10 protein-coding genes are annotated in these 18,474 nt (G+C 50.9%); all 10 read left to right on the top strand.

The window, feature by feature from the left end; genetic code table 11:
• Window positions 1-27 precede the first annotated feature (27 nt).
• The 10 genes from FPZ49_RS09465 (at window position 28) to FPZ49_RS09420 (ending at window position 18,374) form a co-directional block, all read left to right on the top strand.
• A complete protein-coding gene (locus FPZ49_RS09465) occupies window positions 28-672 on the top strand; it encodes a GGDEF domain-containing protein (protein ID WP_144845874.1) in 645 nt (214 codons plus the stop codon).
• A 113-nt stretch (window positions 673-785) separates the two neighbouring features.
• On the top strand, window positions 786-2,036 hold the full coding sequence (locus FPZ49_RS09460; protein ID WP_261381334.1) for an MFS transporter: 1,251 nt from the start codon (window positions 786-788) through the stop codon (window positions 2,034-2,036).
• Window positions 2,037-2,200: 164 nt separating this feature from the next.
• Window positions 2,201-3,166 carry a carbohydrate ABC transporter permease gene (locus FPZ49_RS09455; protein ID WP_144845870.1) on the top strand — a complete coding sequence of 322 codons (966 nt, stop codon included), beginning with the start codon at window positions 2,201-2,203 and terminating at the stop codon, window positions 3,164-3,166.
• A complete protein-coding gene (locus FPZ49_RS09450; protein WP_391563811.1) occupies window positions 3,163-4,008 on the top strand; it encodes a carbohydrate ABC transporter permease in 846 nt (281 codons plus the stop codon). Before FPZ49_RS09455 ends, FPZ49_RS09450 begins: the two co-directional genes overlap by 4 nt.
• 84 nt (window positions 4,009-4,092) lie before the next feature.
• Entirely contained in the window at window positions 4,093-5,847 is a 1,755-nt protein-coding gene (locus FPZ49_RS09445; RefSeq protein ID WP_144845868.1) for a cache domain-containing sensor histidine kinase, read from the top strand.
• Window positions 5,825-7,432 carry a response regulator transcription factor gene (locus tag FPZ49_RS09440; RefSeq protein WP_144845866.1) on the top strand — a complete coding sequence of 536 codons (1,608 nt, stop codon included), beginning with the start codon at window positions 5,825-5,827 and terminating at the stop codon, window positions 7,430-7,432. The genes FPZ49_RS09445 and FPZ49_RS09440 overlap by 23 nt, the downstream gene beginning before the upstream one ends.
• Window positions 7,433-7,545: 113 nt before the next feature.
• Window positions 7,546-8,853, top strand: a complete 1,308-nt coding sequence (locus FPZ49_RS09435) for an ABC transporter substrate-binding protein (RefSeq protein WP_144845864.1) — start codon at window positions 7,546-7,548, stop codon at window positions 8,851-8,853.
• A gap of 26 nt (window positions 8,854-8,879) precedes the next feature.
• Window positions 8,880-9,707 (top strand): sugar phosphate isomerase/epimerase family protein, encoded by an 828-nt coding sequence (locus FPZ49_RS09430; RefSeq protein ID WP_144845862.1) that lies wholly within the window; start codon window positions 8,880-8,882, stop codon window positions 9,705-9,707.
• Window positions 9,708-9,794: 87 nt separating this feature from the next.
• Window positions 9,795-10,403, top strand: a complete 609-nt coding sequence (locus FPZ49_RS09425) for a GNAT family N-acetyltransferase (protein ID WP_144845860.1) — start codon at window positions 9,795-9,797, stop codon at window positions 10,401-10,403.
• A gap of 222 nt (window positions 10,404-10,625) precedes the next feature.
• Window positions 10,626-18,374 carry an S-layer homology domain-containing protein gene (locus FPZ49_RS09420; RefSeq protein WP_144845858.1) on the top strand — a complete coding sequence of 2,583 codons (7,749 nt, stop codon included), beginning with the start codon at window positions 10,626-10,628 and terminating at the stop codon, window positions 18,372-18,374.
• Window positions 18,375-18,474: the final 100 nt, after the last annotated feature.

Here is an 18,474-nt window from a genome sequence, read left to right as displayed (position 1 = left end):
AGATTCCCTACAGAGTGGAGTTTAACCATGAAATATACAGGAAGAATCGTGATTACGGTGGTTGTCGTGGTGTTGATCGGGATTATGAGGATTTATGGTAATCTCTATTACAATTACCCTTTGGAGAGCATCCCTTTTTTAGGGATTATAGCAATGCTCGTTTGCTGGTGGCTGGGCGGCCAATATGATAAGGTCAAATTTTATGCTGAAAAAGATATTTTGACGGAGATTTACAACCGGAGATTTGTCATAGAAATGTTCCCCAAAATCATGGCACAAATGGATAAGCGAAATGGGAATTTAATTTTATTTCTGATGGATGTAGACCACTTTAAAATGATTAATGATACGTATGGACATGAAATGGGAGATCGGGTGCTCCAATACATGGCTAAAGTTTTTATGTCGAGTACGACTAAAAATGAAATTGTTGCGCGTTGGGCGGGCGATGAATTTCTGATCATTTCTCCATTCTCCGATGGAACGAGTGGAGTTATCATAGAACGAATTCAAGACGCTTTAAAAGCCTTATCGGGACAGCTCAACATGGATGTTTCTGTTTCGATTGGGACCGCTACATACCCGCATGACGCTGAAACGCTGGATGCGTTACTGAACATCGCCGATCGACAAATGTATGTAACCAAAGCAAGACGAAAATCGTTAGTATAACGTGGAGGGCGTTTTTAATTATAGTTATTTAAAACCAGTTCCTTTTGGTGTATATACTGTTACAATGGAGGGCGGAACTTGCAGTAGTACCAGAAGAAAGGAGCTTGATGGTTTTGGCTGTATCGAATCAAGAAGTGCAAGAAGTGCGATCTCCAGGCATTTGGAGCAATCGGTTTTTGCAAACGATTTTGTTGTCCAATGTGCTCGTGCAGATCGGAATTTGGGTGCGGAATTTCGCGATTCTGCTGTACGTCGCAAATAAAACAGGGAATGATCCTTATGCCATATCTTTAATCAGTGTGGCGGAGTTTGCGCCGATCTTTGTTTTTTCGTTTATTGGAGGTACGTTTGCCGATCGGTGGAAGCCGAAGCGGACGATGGTCATTTGTGAGCTGTTGTCAGCCGTTTCGGTCTTTGTGGTGCTGCTTACGATTCATTTCGGGGCATGGCAAGCAGTGTTTCTCGTCACCTTTGTTTCGGCGATTTTGTCCCAGTTTTCTCAGCCGTCGGGCATGCGTTTGTTTAAGCAGCATGTACCAGGGGAGCTGATGCAGCAAGGGATGGCGCTGTTTCAGTCGATGATGGCGATCTTTATGGTGCTCGGGCCGATGCTGGGAACGTTTGTCTACAGCCGCTTCGGATTGGAGCTCTCTATTGCTGTGATGGGCGTGGCCTTCCTGTTGTCCGCCGCGGTGCTCGTCAAGCTGCCTCCGGATCAAGAGCAAGCTCAGAAGCCGCAGGGCAAAGGGCAATTCCGAAAAGAGCTGGCCGAAGGCTTCCGCTATGTATGGGATAGCCCGGTGCTTCGCATGCTGGGTGCGGCCTTTACGCTGGCGGGTCTTGCGGTGGGTATCGCTCAATCCCTGGGATTGTTTATCGTGACGGAACGTCTGGGCAAGCCGGAGGCGTTCTTGCAGTATATCCTGATGGTCAACGGGGCAGCGATGCTGATCGGCGGCGGCCTGGTCGCAATGTTCGCTAAGAAGATCCCTCCTCAGCTGCTGCTCGCTTTTGGTATGGTTGTAGGTGCGGTTTGTACCGTGATCGTTGGTTATTCTACCAATGTAGGGCTGACCTTAGTCGTGCAGTTTGTTAACGGGTTGATCTTCCCTTGCATCCACATCGGGATCAGCACTATGATTCTCAAATGGTCCGATGAATCCATCGTCGGCCGCGTGAACGGCGTGCTCAATCCGATGTTTATGGGCATGATGGTCGTTTCTATGTCTTTTGCCGGTACATTGAAGGCCGCATTTCCAATCGTCTCGATTTACGCCGGTGCCGGAGTCTTATTCTTGCTGGGCGCGTTGACGATGCTTCCGATTATGAATCATAAAATGCCCGAAACCGCCCCTAATACCTAGAAAATTCACCTTACCTAAAGGAGCTTTGCCGCGAAACGTGGCAGGCTTTTTTTTATCCAAAAGTGTTCAATTGTGAAAAAGAAGTGTTCGATCCTCTCATTTTACTGGTATGCCTTCTCTTTTATACTAGGCTTATAAGTTATTTTGAATGAAAGGTGACAGCTATGAAAACCGCCTCCACAACGCTTCCCGAAAAATCTTATGCTTCGAATCAAGCTTCAACACTCAAGCTGAAGCTGAAATCCCATTATGAATCCATCGCGGGGTATTTGTTCATTTCCCCTTGGCTGCTCGGACTGCTGCTTTTAACCATGTGGCCCATGCTTCAATCGGCTTATTACTCGTTTACGAAATTTACGCTGCTCGAAGCCCCACAATGGATTGGGGTAAGAAATTATGAGCGCATTTTTGCGGATGACGACATGTTTCGCCAATCACTTAAGGTGACGCTTCTGTTCGTGGTCCTTTCCGTGCCGATCAAATTGTTCAGCGCGTTGATGGTAGCGATCCTGCTCAATAAGAAAATGAAAGGGATCTCCTTTTACCGAACATTTATTTATTTGCCCTCGCTCATCGGAAGCAGCATTGCTGTAGCGATTTTGTGGAAGAATATTTTCGGTATAGATGGGTTTATCAATCGGTTTCTGAGTGTGTTCGGCATTAAGGGCACGAGCTGGGTCAGCGATCCGAGCACGGCGCTTGGCACATTAATATTGCTGGTGGCATGGCAGTTCGGCTCATCAATGGTCATTTTCCTCGCGGGGCTAAAGCAAATCTCGGCTGAATTATATGAAGCCTCTTCGGTGGACGGAGCGTCGAAGCTGAGACAGTTTTTTAGCATTACGCTACCTATGCTCTCCCCGGTACTGCTCTTTAACCTGGTGCTGCAGGTGATCGGTTCCTTTCAAATGTTTACGCAGGCCTTCATTATTACCAAGGGCGGACCAGTCAACTCCACTTATATGTATGCTTTATATTTATACGATCGCGGATTTTCAAGGTATGAAATGGGCTATGCCTCGGCGTTGGCCTGGATTCTTCTGGTGATTATCGCTATCGCTACCGCATTGATTTTTGCCTCATCGAAGTACTGGGTATTTTACGAGAACGAAGGGGGGAGAAAAAAATGAATATGACGGCGCGCGGTTCTTTTCGCTCTCATTTATTTTTGTCCGTGTTCAGTCTGGTGATGATCTACCCCCTTTTGTGGTGGGTGGGCGCAGCGTTTAAATCAAATGCCGAGATGAGCTCGCCGGCGCTCTTTCCGACACATTGGCTATGGAGCAACTTTACCGAAGGCTGGGTGGCCCTTCCAAAATATTCGTTCACGCATTTTTACATCAACACGTTCGAGCTCATTCTGGGGGTACTGATTACTTCGGTGCTTTCCTGCAGCTTGGTGGCCTTTGGCTTCGCCCGACTGCATTTTCCGCTTAAAAATGTCTGGTTTTCCATTCTCATGGTCACGTTGATGCTGCCGAGTCAGGTGACGCTGGTGCCGCAGTACATTATGTTTAATGCGTTCGGCTGGGTCAACTCCTACTTGCCGTTTTATGTTCCGCATGCGTTGGCCGGCGGCCACGGCGGTCCGTTCTTTATTTTTCTGCTGATTCAATTTATTCGGGGGATTCCAAGAGAGCTCGATGAATCGGCCAAAATGGACGGCTGCAGCTGGCTGGGTATCTATTGGCGCATTATTCTACCCTTAACGAAGCCCGCATTGGTTACGGTATCGATTTACTGCTTCTTATGGAACTGGGATGACTTCTTCGGCCACTTGCTGTATATCAATTCCGTAGAAAAGTATACGGTGGGCCTTGCGTTGAAAATGTTCGTCGACAGCCAGTCCAAGCTTCCGTGGGGAGAGCTGCTGGCCATGTCACTAGTCTCTATCATTCCTTCGATTCTTGTGTTTTTTATGGCACAGCGCCATTTTGTCGATGGGATTGCTTCGGGTGCAGTGAAGGGATAGAATGAAATGATTAATTAATCTAATATTTTCGAAAAAAAGCTGCATAACCAAGGCGGCTTTTTGCCATTTGAGGGAGCACCGTGCATGCGAAACTTATTTAAGAAAGTGCGAATCGATCGCCTCTATTTCGGCAGCTTTGCGGTGTTTATTACGTTGCTGCTGCTGATTTTCACCTGGGTCAGCTACAGCGTAACTTCTCGGGAGCTCGCGAGCGTCACCTCCAGCTACCAGCAGGAGCTGCTCAACGAGCTGAACAAGCAGCTGGACATCCAGCTTAAATCCATCGAGCAGGTGTCGCTGACGGCGGCTTTAAATATTGACCGAATTGGATTTGATCCGCTGGAGAAAGATCCGTTTGAGCTGCTTCGCCGCAGAAAGGATTTGCTCAAGATGCTATCCAACATCAGTTATAGCACCACGATGATCCAATCGATTTATTTTTATATGGATCACCCGATTTTGACGGATGCCCAAGGTCCGGTTCAATTCGGCGATATTCTGCAGGCGAAGCAAGAGGCTTGGTATAGCGAGGTGCAAAATAACGACTTCGCATGGATAGCTAAGCATACGATTCAAACGAATTCCGGAGCGGTCCCAGTGATCAGCTTTGCCCGAAAATTATACAGCAACTCAGGGAAATATTACGGATTGTTGATGCTGAATGTAAAAGGGGCAGAAATGGAAAGCTTGATTCGCGGCGAAACGGATGGCAGGAACAGAGTACTGCTTGATGCGGGTGGCAAAACGATTATGTCCATTGGCCAACCGGTGTTGAATGAAGTGGAAATCGGGAAAAGCAAAACAAGTATCAATAAATCGGAAACCATTCATTTGCCCGAAGGAGAGGAGGCTTTGATGGTCTGGAGCAACTCTCATTCCGACTGGATGCTGGTCGAAGTGACCCCGTGGAAAAACATTGTTCATGGTAGCGTTCGACTGGCGCTTATTTTATTGTCTGTCGGGTTATCGGCGATTGTAATCGCAGCGTTCATCACGTTTTTGTTATCCAGACAGTTTACTCAACCGATCCGATTGCTCCTATCGGCCATGGGAGGGATTCCTTCCCACGTCCGTAGAATGGACCTGCCCCAGGATTATCAGAATGAATTCGGGAGTCTGTTCAACGGCTACCGCAAGCAAATGGAGCGAATTGAGGAGCTGCTGCATTCATTGAAAGCCCAGCATAAACGGCAGCGGGAGGCCGAAATTCAGGCGCTGCAGGCGATGATCAACCCCCATTTTCTGTACAATACGCTGGATCAGCTGAACTGGCTCGCCATTGATTCGGGTCAGGAGAAGATCAGTAAAATTCTTTCGCTGATGGGAAAAATGTTCCGCATTGGCCTTTCCAACGGCGAGACGATGATTACGATTCCGGATGAAATCACGCACATCGAATGTTATCTGCAAATTCAAAACATCCGCTGGGGCGAACGGCTATCCTTTTCAATAGCCATTGACGACGAGCTAAAGGGGCTTTACATTCCCCGACTAACCCTGCAGCCTTTTGTTGAGAATGCAATCATTCACGGATTTGCCCGCCGAAAATCAGGGGAAATTCGCATTACAGGGCGTCTCCGGGAGCAAGAGGTCGAATTCCAGATTTGCGATAACGGCGTAGGGCTGAGGCGGGATTGGGATAAGCAAAAGCCAAGAAAAACGGGCGGCTACGGCATACGGAATGTAAAAGAGCGGATCGAAGCTTATTTCGGAGAGCCTTACGGGGTTCAGATGTCCAGCAGCGAAGGCGAAGGAACCCGAGTCACGATCCTCGTACCGAAGATCGAAAATCAGCAAGAGGTGGGTGAGCGGTTCCATGTGGAAAATCCTAATTATTGACGATGATTTTCAAGTGCTGGAAGGGATGAAAAAGTCCATTGATTGGGATGGGCTGGATGCAGAGTGGGTAGGGGAAGCGTTGGACGGTGAGGAAGGACTGCAAAAAATTCGTGAAACGAAGCCGGATATCGTGATCACGGATATTTATATGCCCGTAATGAACGGCCTAGAGATGATCGAGCAGCTTCGGGAAGAGGACTTTGCCGGCGAGTTGATTATTCTAAGCGGCTATTCGGATTTTCAATATGCACGCCAAGCACTGCGGCTTCAAGTTAGTGACTATCTTTCCAAACCGGTGACCCTGGAGGAGCTTCGCTCCGTCCTGGAGCGAGTCATTAGAGGGCTGGAAGCCAAAGAGCTGAAGCAGCTGGAGCAGGAGGAGGTCAGGCGTAGACTTCGGATGTACGAGCCGTTTGTTCAAAAGGAATGGCTCAAATCGATCGTGACCGGTACTATGGATCAAACGATGATGCTGGAAAACATGGCGGAGTCCGAGCAGCATGTCTGGTTGGAGCGGAGCCATCTTCTGATGGGGATTGAGATCATGCGTACGGATCGGATTTCCAATCTTTCGTTAGCGGATTGGAACCTATTCCGTTTTGCGATGTCGAACATTATCCACGAACTACTAGCGGAAGCCTGGGAAGCGTCTGAATTGATCGAGCTTCACAGCCATCAGGCAGCCGTCCTCTTTCATATCGACCCGGCAATGCCCGAAGACGAAGCGCTGAAGCAAATTCGTCTGATTGGTCAGCGGATTACGGATTGCGTATGGACCTACCTCAAATTGCAGGCTCGAATCGGTTTAGGCGGGATCAAAGATTGGCAGTCCCTATCGGATTCGACCGAAGAGGCCTTCTTGGATCTGCTGCAGCAGTCGATGATTCCGGAGCAGGGAGAGCGTGATCGATCGCTGGTACAGGAAGGGGCAGAAATTACGCTCCGTCCGATTAAATTTTATCAGGAGCTGGCTGAAGCCATCGTATCCTCCAAGGAGGAGACGATCCGTCGCATTGTTGACGATTACTTGCAGCAGCTGCAGCTCATGCCGACCATTACACCGGCGTACCTTCAGTATTTATGCTCTGAGCTATGGACCATTCTGTCCTATACGTTATACAAGGTCGGGATTGTGCTGGATGAGCTGTTTCCGGAGCATTCTCCGACGCAGGAGATCGGCAAGATCACTACGGTGGAAGCGCTGCGGCAGTGGTTAACCGAGCAGATTCACGTCATTGCCTCCAGCCGCGGCTGGAATGAAAATTCCAGGCATAAGGAAGCAGTGGATTTTATGATCCAATACGTGCATGAGCATTATGCGGAGGAGATTACATTGGAGGGGCTGTCCAAGCAGCTGTATCTTTCCCGCAATTATTTGAATCAGATTTTCAAGAAGGCTTCAGGGGAGACGTTTACGACTTATTTGATTCGGGTCCGTATGGAGAAGGCTAAGGCGCTTCTAATTGAGGGTAAATATATGATTTATGAAATTGCCGAACAAGTAGGCTATAAAAATGTGCCGTATTTTAGCTCGATTTTCAAAAAATATCATGGAGTTAACCCTAGCGATTTCGGAAAAAAGTAGGTTGTGGTCGATAGTGAAAGAAATGTGTTCATTACTCACATTGGCTTTTCCCACTGACATTTTATAATGAAAAGGCAAGTGAATTCACTCCAAGAGATAAAGGGGAACATCCAATGAACAAGCAGCTGAGAAGATACGGAATGCTGTCGATGACGACGATCTTAGCCTTGAGCGTGGCCGCCTGCGGCAATAAACCAAGTGAAGCAGGCAATGCCAGCTCGGTTTCCGGGGCGTCGGCGTCGGATAATAAGCCTGTAAAGCTACGCATTGTATGGTGGGGCTCACAAGCCAGACATGACGCAACATTGAAAGCACTTGACGCGTACAGCAAGAAGCATCCAAATGTGACGTTTGAAACCGAATTCTCGGGGATTGACGGGTATGCGGATAAGCTGGCGACGCAAGCGGCGGCTAAAAATGCGCCTGATATTATCCAAATGGACCCGAAATGGCTGTCGGAATATGCGGGAAGAAATCAGCTGGCCGATCTCTCCCAAGGCATCAATACGGCGGAGATCGATAAATCCCTTTTGGATTCCGGGAAGTATAAAGATAAGCTCTATGCCATCCCGCTGGGCAATAATGCTAACGGCATGGTGTATAACAAGACGGCAGTGGCCAACCTCGGTCTCACACCTCCGAGCAATGATTGGACATGGGAGCAGTATTTCCAATTCGGCAAGGACGCGAAGGCGAAGCTTCCGAAAGAAAAGTATGCCTTGATGGATGCTACGGCCGACTATGATACCTATACTTCCTATCAAGTCAGCCAAGGCAAAGGCTATCCGGTAACACCTGACGGCAAATTCAATATTGATAAAGATACATGGCTCAGCTTCATTAAGAAGTATGCCGAGTTGAGAAAAGAGGGCGTCGTTCCTCCTCCTGAAATCACGACGACGGATATCGAATACGATGCCAAAATGGACTTGATGAACAATGACACGGTGCTGATCCGAAGAACGTTAGCTGCCATCTTCCCGGGCTATGAGGGCTTGAAGCCGGGTGCCTACCAGCTGGTCAAAACGCCTAAAGGGACACAAGCCGGCGGATGGTTAAAGCCTTCGATGTTCTGGTCTATCAGTGCTGATTCCAAAAACATCGAAGAGTCAAAGAAATTTATTGATTGGTTCGTCAACGAGAAGGACGCAGCGGATCTCCTTACGACGACTCGGGGCGTTCCTGTGTCGAAAAAGATGCTGGACTACTTAACGCCTAGCTTTACGGATGCGGACAAGCAGCAGGGCGAGCTGATTAAAAATGTGGCGTCTGACGCGCAGCCTTTTAATGCGGGTGCCAAAGGCTGGAGCAACTTCACCTCGAAGGACTATAAAGATACCGGCGAGAAGGTATTGTTCGGCAAAATGACCCCAGAGGCGGCTTATGACGAGCTGGTGAAAAAAGCGAAGGATTATCAATAAATCAAGAGTAGCGGGAGTGGAGAGCTTTGGTAACATTATCGGCTTTTGCAGACGAAATATCTCCCGATTTGGAGGTACAGCTGGATGTACTGGCCTCCGAGGGCATTTCGCACTTGGAATTTCGCGGGGTATGGGGTAAGAATGTATTAAAACTGACGGATGAAGAAATTGCGAAGGTGAAGGAACGGCTGGATGCGCGCGGCTTTAAGCTCTCGTCTATCGGCTCTCCCATCGGGAAGATTAAAATCACGGACTCCTTCGAGCCACACCTGGAGGAGTTCAAACGTGCGATTTATCTGGCAAAGTATTTCGGGGCACCGAATATCCGCCTCTTCTCGTTCTTCCTTCCGGAGGGCGAAGATCCTTCGGCTTATCGTGATGAGGTTCTGAGCCGCATGAAGCAGTTGGTCACCTTGGCCGAGCAAGAAGGCGTTCAATTGCTGCATGAAAATGAGAAGGATATCTACGGAGACATTAGCGAGCGGTGCCTGGATATTGTACAGAGTTGTGATTCTCCGAATTTGCGCTGCGCGTTTGATCCGGCCAATTTCGTGCAGTGCGGTGTGCGTCCGATGACAGAGGCTCATCCGCTGCTTGCGCCCTACATTACTTATTATCATATTAAGGATGCATTAATGGAAAGCCGGAAGGTCGTTCCTGCCGGCGAAGGAGACGGGCAGCTTCAGGAGCTGATCAGCGTGCTGAAGAAGCAAGGCTTTGGCGGATTCCTGTCACTGGAGCCGCATTTATCGTCCGCGGAAGCGTTCAAGGGGTTTAGCGGTCCAGGGGCCTTTGTTCTTGCCGTCAGAGCGCTCAAGAAGCTGTTGGTTGAAGCGAAGCTTGAATGGAATTAATGATTGAAGCACTGACTTTTGAGTCAGTGCTTTTTGCTTTGCTTAAATGCGGACGGAGGAGATTAAGCGGCGGGTGCCTTTTATGTTATGATACAACTAAAATTAGGGGAAGACGTGAGCCAATTGCCAAACATAACGATTGAAGTCGTAACCGACGGTAACATTGAACAGTGCAGAGAGTTGTGTAACGAGCTTATGGCGTTTCAAAAGTCGATGGCCACGATGGCTCCAGAGGCGTTCGATACGATGAACTTCGACACCCGCATGAAACGAAGCTATGAAAATGCGCTGGAAAGCCAGGTAATTGTCGTTAAGGACAACGGGGATCCCGTGGGCTATGTCTTTTCAACGATTGATCGAATCGATCCGAGTAAGCGGGCGTTTCCGGCCTGGGCTCCGGTGGAAGGAAAAAGCGATGTGTTGGGCTTTTACCCGGACTGGGAGCAGATCCCCTCGAAGATGGGCTGCCTGAACAACTTATATTTACGTGAGCCATATCGTGACTTGGGGTTAGGCTCCAAGCTGTTTCAGATGTCAATGGACTGGCTGGAGAGCTTCGCCGATGTGGAGGTCATCTTCATCTATGTTTCCAATGGCAACGATGCGGCGCTTCAGTTTTATCTCCAGAAAGGATTTACATTTAGTCACGATGTGTTTGGAGGCTTTATTAAGGCGGTTTATAAAGTGCGGGCGTAGTAGGGTCTGGGCTGGATTAGAACATGTTAAAGGTTGGCCGGGAAGTCGCTTCCTGACCAGTCTTTTTTACATACAGTATGTATCAGATGATTGTGCTTTTAGTATTTTTACCACTTTAAAAGTTTAAATTTTTCTTAATACTGCAATTAAATGGTAGTATTTACCTTATTATGCCGTTATAATGGTACGAATGTATCATTAATAGACGGAGGTTTAACTCGTATGCTAACCGGTTTAACGATGAAGCTTAGAAGAAGGCTGGCGAAGTGCGTTGTTGCGGCTCTGCTGATTACCAACGCGGTTCCAACTGGAGCGGGGGCAGCCGATGTCCGTGCGGCAAGTACGACGCCGACGATTACGAAGTCGGTCTATGGCTCGGTATACGGCTCCGACGGAGCAGCGGCCGCCGTTCCGCCGCCAGAGCCCTTTCAGGCAGGGGTGCCATTGACATGGAATCTGCTGACCAAGCTAAACAGCTCGGTTGCGGGCGCGTTGTTTGCTGCTTATGATTCGCCCGTGAGTAAGCTGAGCTCGGATGAGCGCTATATGGCGTTTATGACCATTTCGGTGAACGAAGCGCAAACAGCTGGTCGCAAGCTGGTATATGTTCAAGATCGCAGTACGGGTCTGTACCAGCCGATCAAAACACCCGATACGACCGGGTCTGTTCTTCATTTTGACATGACGCCCGATGCCCATTACTTCGCCTATACCTATGCAGACAGCATCATCAGTGGTAAAAGTAAGGTGTACTTATACAATCGATTATCCGATACCTTGGAAACCGTGAACGGCATCAGCAGCACGAATCAGCTCAATACGGATGATGGAGATTACGTCTCGATTAGCGCGAATGGACAGCTGGTCGTGTTTGATACGAAGGCCATAGGGCTGGTGGCGGAAGATACCGACGAAGCACGTGACGTTTATCTGTACGACCATAAGGCGAAGACTCTGGAGAGGATTAGCACTCCTAAGGAACCGTCCTCGAGCCATGGAAGCTGGGCTCCCGTCATCAGTGCGGATGATGGAAGCAGGATCGCTTTTGTCTCCACAGCTAAGTTGACGGATGCGGGGGACTTTGCCGAAGCAGAGAGCTTGTACTTGTACGACCGGAATGCGGCGGAAGGCAAAAAGCTGAGCCGGATTACGGAAGGGAACGCGCCGTCCATCAGTGGGGATGGACGATATATCGCGTTCGCGACACACCGCGATGACCTGACGATTGGGGATACGAATGGCAGGACTGATGTTTATGTGTACGATAGCAGTGATCAGAGCTTTAAGCGGGTATCCCGTCTTGCGAACGGATCGGAGCATGCGGGCGACAGCGGGTTTCCTTCGATTAGCCGCAATGGCGCTTATGTCGCGTACGAGGTAACAACAGATGATAGCGAGGACCGATCGGACGTTTATGTGGCGGACCGTCAAGGATTCACATCCTCCAAAATCGAGGTACCCGGCAGTGCGATTCCTTTACTGTCGCCCAGCATGAGACCGACCGTAGGAGATACAGGCCATACCGTGGCGTTCTTTTCTACCTATTTGGAGAAAACCGTCGGCGGGAACTTTGAGTTTTTCGATTATTTCGTCGCTACGAACGGGACGGCTCCGGTATGGCCGGCGGGAAGCCAGCTGAGCGCGTCCAGTGCGGGGGCGGATCAGCTGACATTCAGCTGGCCGCAGGTGGTAGACTCGGATGGAATCATTGGTTATACACTGTATAAGAACGGCGTTCCAGTGGCTTTTACCCAAGCTGTAACCTACACGCTAACGAGTCAGAAGCGGGAGCCGGGCAGGGATGATGTATTCCAGGTGGAGGCGATTGACAGCCGCTACCATCGGAGTATGAACGGCCCCCTCTACACCTGGGATGGGGGTGGAGGAGAGAACCCGCCCCCAACGGATATTCCGCTAATGATGACTTGGTCGGGGGAACGCTGCAGAAGCAACGGGCCTTTAATTCAAGGAAGTAAAATTACGATACAAGCGCAAGGAACGGCTAAACGCGAGGCTAAATTGGATTGGACTTATATGGAATGGAACGGGGATAGCCAGGTTTCTAAATCGTCCTCAATGATGTTAACTGAGCTGGGGGACGCATTTGGCTTTTACACCGGCTCCTTCACTCTTCCACCGGGAGCCACGGAGCTCACCTCCATGAAGCTGACACTGTCTGGAGGCGTAGGCACGGTAGAGGTGGGAATGGCCGATCTGCTGCCTGCTCCGGTCGGCGGAGGGCTGCAGTTAAGCTTCAGCGGAGCCACGCCGGAGGAGCTGAAGGGCGCGATTTTAACCGTATATAGTACCGATAAAGGGGAACAAACCGTTACCTTGGGGGATACCGGAACGCAGCTTCTTACCGGGCTATGGCCTAGCGATACGTACGCCCTTTCCCTCTATACCCCCGATTACCGGTATGAGATGGGCCGCTTAAATGGGATCGACATCCAATCTGGAAAAACAACCGAGCTAACGCTTCCTGTTCTCGTACCTGCACAGGTTCGGGTCAAGGTCGTGAATGCAGCGGGAAAGCCGGTTCCTTTTGTTCCGGTTACCCTATGGGATGCCAAGCACGAGCTGTTGCAGGAAAGAAACACCGACGTGGAAGGGATGACGGACTGGGTTGATGGCTTGCTTCGTGATCAGACAGTTACTGCTGAGCTGGATCTAAGCAACTTCTATTACGAGCTGTCCACCGGCGCCAATCTGAGTCTAAAGCTGGACAAAGGCGATAATGTACTGACGGTGCAACTGATCTCTCCCGATCGGGGAAATCTCGAGCTGACGGTGAAGGACCCGAGCAACCTGCCGGTGTTTAATGCCTATGTTACTGCCACCCAAACCTACAAAGGGAAGCCTATTGTGACGAGTGCCCGTACCAGTCTGGACGGAAAGGCCCGAATGGAGCTGTTTGCTGGGGACGTAACGCTGGAAGCATCGCAATATTCCTTCGAGTACACCTCCGGCCCGATCGCGGCGCAGGTAAACGCTCAGACGACGAGTCTGCTCGATATCCCGGTAAGGCAGCCGGAGGCGGGCGTGGTGAACCTGAGAGTGTACAAAAAAGCGCTCGATACTGAATGGATGGGCCCGCTGGATATGGAAAATGAACGGTTCTCCACCGTCGTTCAATCGAAGTACGGGTGGATTCGTACCTACTTTTCCAATGCAGTCACCTTGGGTGGACGTCCGGGAATGCCTGTCGAGGTGTGTGTGTCCGGGCAAATTTATGCTTATGTGAATCAATGTACGACCGTCAATATGGATGAGCATTCCAATGCTATGGCCGAGGTTCGACTCGAGGAAAAAGGCTCCCGGGTCCAAGGGAGGGTGGATATCAGCCGCACCAATAATTACAACGGCAATGTGTATCGGTTGACACCAAGTGGAAGCAAGGAATGGGTTGCCGCCGCTTGGGATAGTGATTTCCAGAACGACCCGTTCAACATCAACGTGCCTTCTGGGGGCACCTATCGTTTGGAGATGACCAAACGGACCCTGGATCAAAACGGCAGATACCAGTATGCCTACGCAAGCGTAGATTTTACCGTTCTGGAGAATCAGATTAAACCGTTAGGCACCATTTCGTTCAGTCCTACCAGTTATTTTACCAATCAAACGGGCAATTCGTTCTCCTCGCAGCCTGCACAGGCTTTGCCCGGCAGTACGATCTCGCTTCGAGCCAATTATCAGAACAATAGTACGACAACCGCGACTAACGCAGCTCTGCTGCTGGAAATTCCGGATGGCATGACGCTGGTGTCCGATGCGGAAGGACATATGGCAGTTTCTGGAGGCAAAGGAGCCGCGAGTGTGGAGGGACGGACGCTAGTCGTTCCTATTGGCCAGCTGGCTAAGGGCGTCGGCGGCACGGTGACCTACAAGCTTGCTGTATCTCCTTCCTTTAACAAGGATAGCATAGCGGCGACAGCCAGAATCAAGGCGAATCTGGATGCGACTGCTGTAGAGGAAACGATCGGTACCGTGCATTTGGATACGCCTAAGGTAACGATAGAAGCTCCAGAGCTGGTTTCCGATGCCGGAATGCAGATTGGACTGAGCGGCTATGCGCCGGCAGGCAGTCCGGTTAGTATTTACGATACCGATGTTCGCATCGGCGGCGCGGTTGCGAATGCATCCGGGATTTGGAAGGTGCAAGCGACTCTAGCGGATCTGGGTAATCCCAGCACGCACGCGGTATCTGCTCAAACCACCCTGAACAACGTAGAGCTGCAGTCGAATAAAGTGTATGTGCAATACGATAAGGATGGACCGCAGCTGGTGCGCATGGCTTTCGCCCAGGCACCTGATAAGCAATGGGCGACGGTGGAGATGGGGAAGGAGGCCCCGCCTCTCACCTATATCGTAGTGCCGGGCAACCCGTTCCAATTTGATTTTGAATTCTCGAAGCCGGATCAGGTGAAGAATGTTCGCGTGTATTTGGAAGGCCAGGAAGGTGAACCGGTACCGGCCATTCGGGAAGGTAATCTGTTCCGGGCGGTCGTGCCGACGACGAGGGATGCGCTCGGCGGTATTTATGTCGATTACGACGTGAAAACGACACCGCACACCTTTGACGGCAGCCTGCCGGACATGAACCAAATCCGTGCGGCTTTTCCTCCGGAGATGAGGGATTTTGAAGTCGTTTCGTCGACAGGCTTTGTGCTTGCTGACGGCAAGTACAAAGGAACGGCGAGCTTAAGGTTTCCGCAGCTGGATGGTGCGACGATGAGCATCACACTCACGGTAGATCCACAGTCGAGCTACGTGCCGACAGAGGAGGAAAAGACACTCGCCGAGCTCTCCGGCATACCTTCCGTGCAAACGAGGTTCGATATGACCGAAACGGAAACATCGCTTGAGCTCCAAACGAAGGGATATATTCCAAGGGGGCTTTTTCAATCTTCGCTTCAAGCTTCCAAAAATAAAGATCGGGTGACCGCATTAGGAGTATTGGGAGATATTCCGATTGATCTCGGCCGATGGGAGCATACAGTGGAATACGGTTTGGAAATTAAAGCCGATGTGGATAAGGTGAAAGGGAACATTTCTAAAATCAAGGGGCAGTATTCGAAGTACCAAGGCTTTGCCGGAAAAATTAATAAAATCATGTACAATGCCGAAACTTCAGGATTGGACTGCTTGGCGGAATGGCCGCAAACGATCCCTCAGGTCGGTAAGGCTGTAGCCGCAGTGGTCGTCGGGGAAGTGGCAAAGACCGCTTTGGGCGCATGGACCGGAGCAATGGGACTTACGGGAGCGGGAGCTGTCGTCGCCGGTATGGCATCGAGTGTCATTTCCCATAAGATCGACAATTACGTCAACCAGCAGATCGATGCGGTGGGCACAGGCTATAACATGTGCAGCGATAACCCGGACTTCGAAAAGAAGAACAAATATAGTCGCAACGCCCATAAGGTAGCCGGTCCGAAGTGGCTCTACGATCCGAGTGGATATGTGTATGAGGCGGTCAAAAGCAATCCGCTTCCGGGGGTAAAGGCCACCGTCTTGTTTCAAGAGGAGGGTACCGGAACGTGGAAGGTATGGCATGCGGAGGACTACGACCAGACCAATCCGCAGTTGACGGATACCGCCGGAAAATACGGTTGGGATGTGCCGCCGGGCCAGTGGAAGGTGGTATGGAGCAAGGACGGCTACGAGACATTCACAAGTGATCCTTTGCCGGTTCCACCACCGCAAACGGAGGTCAATGCGGGGCTTGTCTCGCGGACACCGCCGCAAGTGTCTACGGTCACGGGAGTAACGTACCAGGGTGGAAGCTATGTGGATATCATGTTCTCGAAGTATCTGAAAGTCACCACACTTCGGGAAGGTGCAGCTGTCGTTACGGATTCGGTTTATAAGAGTGTGGCAGGAACACTCGAGTTTATAGGGCCAGAGGAAAGTGCCAAAGAGGCCGGTGTCATGCTATCCCGCACGGTCCGGTTTACACCGAAGTCGCCGCTAACGGCGGGCGGAACGTATACCGTGAAGCTGGATCGCAGTTATTATACGAGCTATGCCAACGTTCCGATGGCAGAGATGACGCATCAGGATACAATGATTTCGTTCATGATGAAAGAGCTCGATAAGACCGGGCCGGTTGTGCAGAACGTCAAAGTCGAGAGCGGTGGCAGAATTATCCGGGTTCATTTTAATGAACCAATTCAACCGACAGCCGACGCAGCTAAGTTCCGCGTGAACGGATCGGCAGATTTAGTCAGTTCTGCAGTTGCCGTAAAGAGCCAGGACGCTGCTGAAACCCAAGAGTTGCTGCTCAGCTTAACCGAGTCCATTCAGGCCGCGTCAAGCTTGAGCTTACTGGATGGGGCCGTAAAGGATAAGGAAGGAAACGGCTCCGCCGCCGATACCAGGTCGCTGCAGCCGGACCTTAATTCAAATTTGAGCAGCCTGACCGCAGCGAGCGGCAATCTGTCTCCTGCCTTTAACCCAGAGATTACAGCTTATAATCTGCAGCTTCCAACCGGGACCAAAGAGATTGCCATGACGGCAATAGCTGCGGATCCGAATGCGAAGCTCAGCATTGGTGTGGAACCGGCGGTTAGCGGTATCTCGAAGCTGGTCTCCATACCGGATGACGGGATCATCCTAGTGATGGTGGAACTGGGCGGCGGCGTACGTGTGAAGACATATACTATCCAAGTCAGCTATGGAAGCAGCACGGGGCAGGGTTCGTCGGGCTCCGGTTCCGGTTCATCCGGAGGCTCATCGGCCTCTGGAGCGGGAGCACACGACCCCTTGAACTTAGGCGAGACCGCGGTCAAGGAAAAGAAGACGGATGCGGGCGGAAGAACGTCCGTGGTGGTGCAAATTGCAAAGGATGCCGTCAATGAGGCGCTCAAGAATACGAAGGAATCGAAGGAGCTATATGTGGAAGTTAAGGAGCCGGCGGACGAAATGATCCTGACGCTGCCGCTCGAAGCCCTGCGTCAAATGAAACAAAACCAAGCGGCACTGCTGTTAAAGACGGAGCGGATGCTCGTCCGATGGAATGCGGCAGTGCTCCAAACCGGCGGACTGACCGATGGAACGATCATCCGGTTAAGGTTGTCTATGGCGGAGCAGCAGGTTGCGCAGGCTGCTACCGAGGCGGCCCAACGTCAAAACGAGGCACTGCAGCTCATCACGGGAGCCGCACTCGTCACTGTAGAGGCGAGCAGCGGTGACAAAGCTATCGCTCTCCCAATGGCCGCTAAACGTGCGATTCAAGGTCAGCTGTCCATCGGGGATGGACTCTCAGGTGAGGTCTACCGCTATGATCCGGATTCCGCCATGTGGACCTATATCCCAAGCCAGAGGACTACAGATGGCAAAGCGCTGCTGTTTGATCAGAGCTCTCCAGGCTATTATGCCATCATGAGCTTACCTGCCGGGTTTGCCGATACGAAAGGGCACTGGGCGCAGGAGGAGATCGATGAGATGGCACGTCGTCTGCTCGTGAACGGCGTATCGCCGACCGAATTCAAGCCGGAGGCTTCTGTCACCCGGGCCGAGTTCGCCGCTATGCTGGTCAGAGCGCTGCATCTGCCTGTACCTCCGAAGGCTCAGGCTGCCCCATTCCAGGATGTGGCTCCAGGAGCGTGGTACTACGAGGCGGTACTAGCGGCTGCGTCTGGAAAGATCGTGAACGGCTTGGAATCCGGGCGCTTCGCGCCGAATGAAACCATTACCCGCGAGCAGATGGCGGTGATGATCAGCCGGGCGTACTCACTTGCTGGAAGAGGCAGTGCTCCGACTGCCGACCCCTCCGATGCGCTGAAGCCGTTTGCCGACAGCAGCCGGATTCAGGGCTGGGCGCAAGCAGATGCAGCCTTCACACTGCAGGAAGGCTTGATGAATGGCATGACGGAAGCCACGTTCGAGCCTGGAGGCGTAACAACGCGCGCTCAAGCCGTTATTGTCATTGGAAGATTAGTCAAGAAGCAGGAAGCAGCCATAGAGCAATAATGCCAAAGAAGCACCGTTCGCCAAGGAACGGTGCTTCTTTGAACATTTCGGTAAGTTTGAAGCTCGATGAAGCATTGCTCATCGTACCTGGCGGTGATAC

The organism is Paenibacillus cremeus, from assembly GCF_007786445.1.
GTDB classification, from domain to species: domain Bacteria; phylum Bacillota; class Bacilli; order Paenibacillales; family NBRC-103111; genus Paenibacillus_G; species Paenibacillus_G cremeus.
The sequence above is the reverse complement of the archived record's forward strand: the minus strand, read 5'-3'. Positions and strand labels throughout refer to the sequence as shown.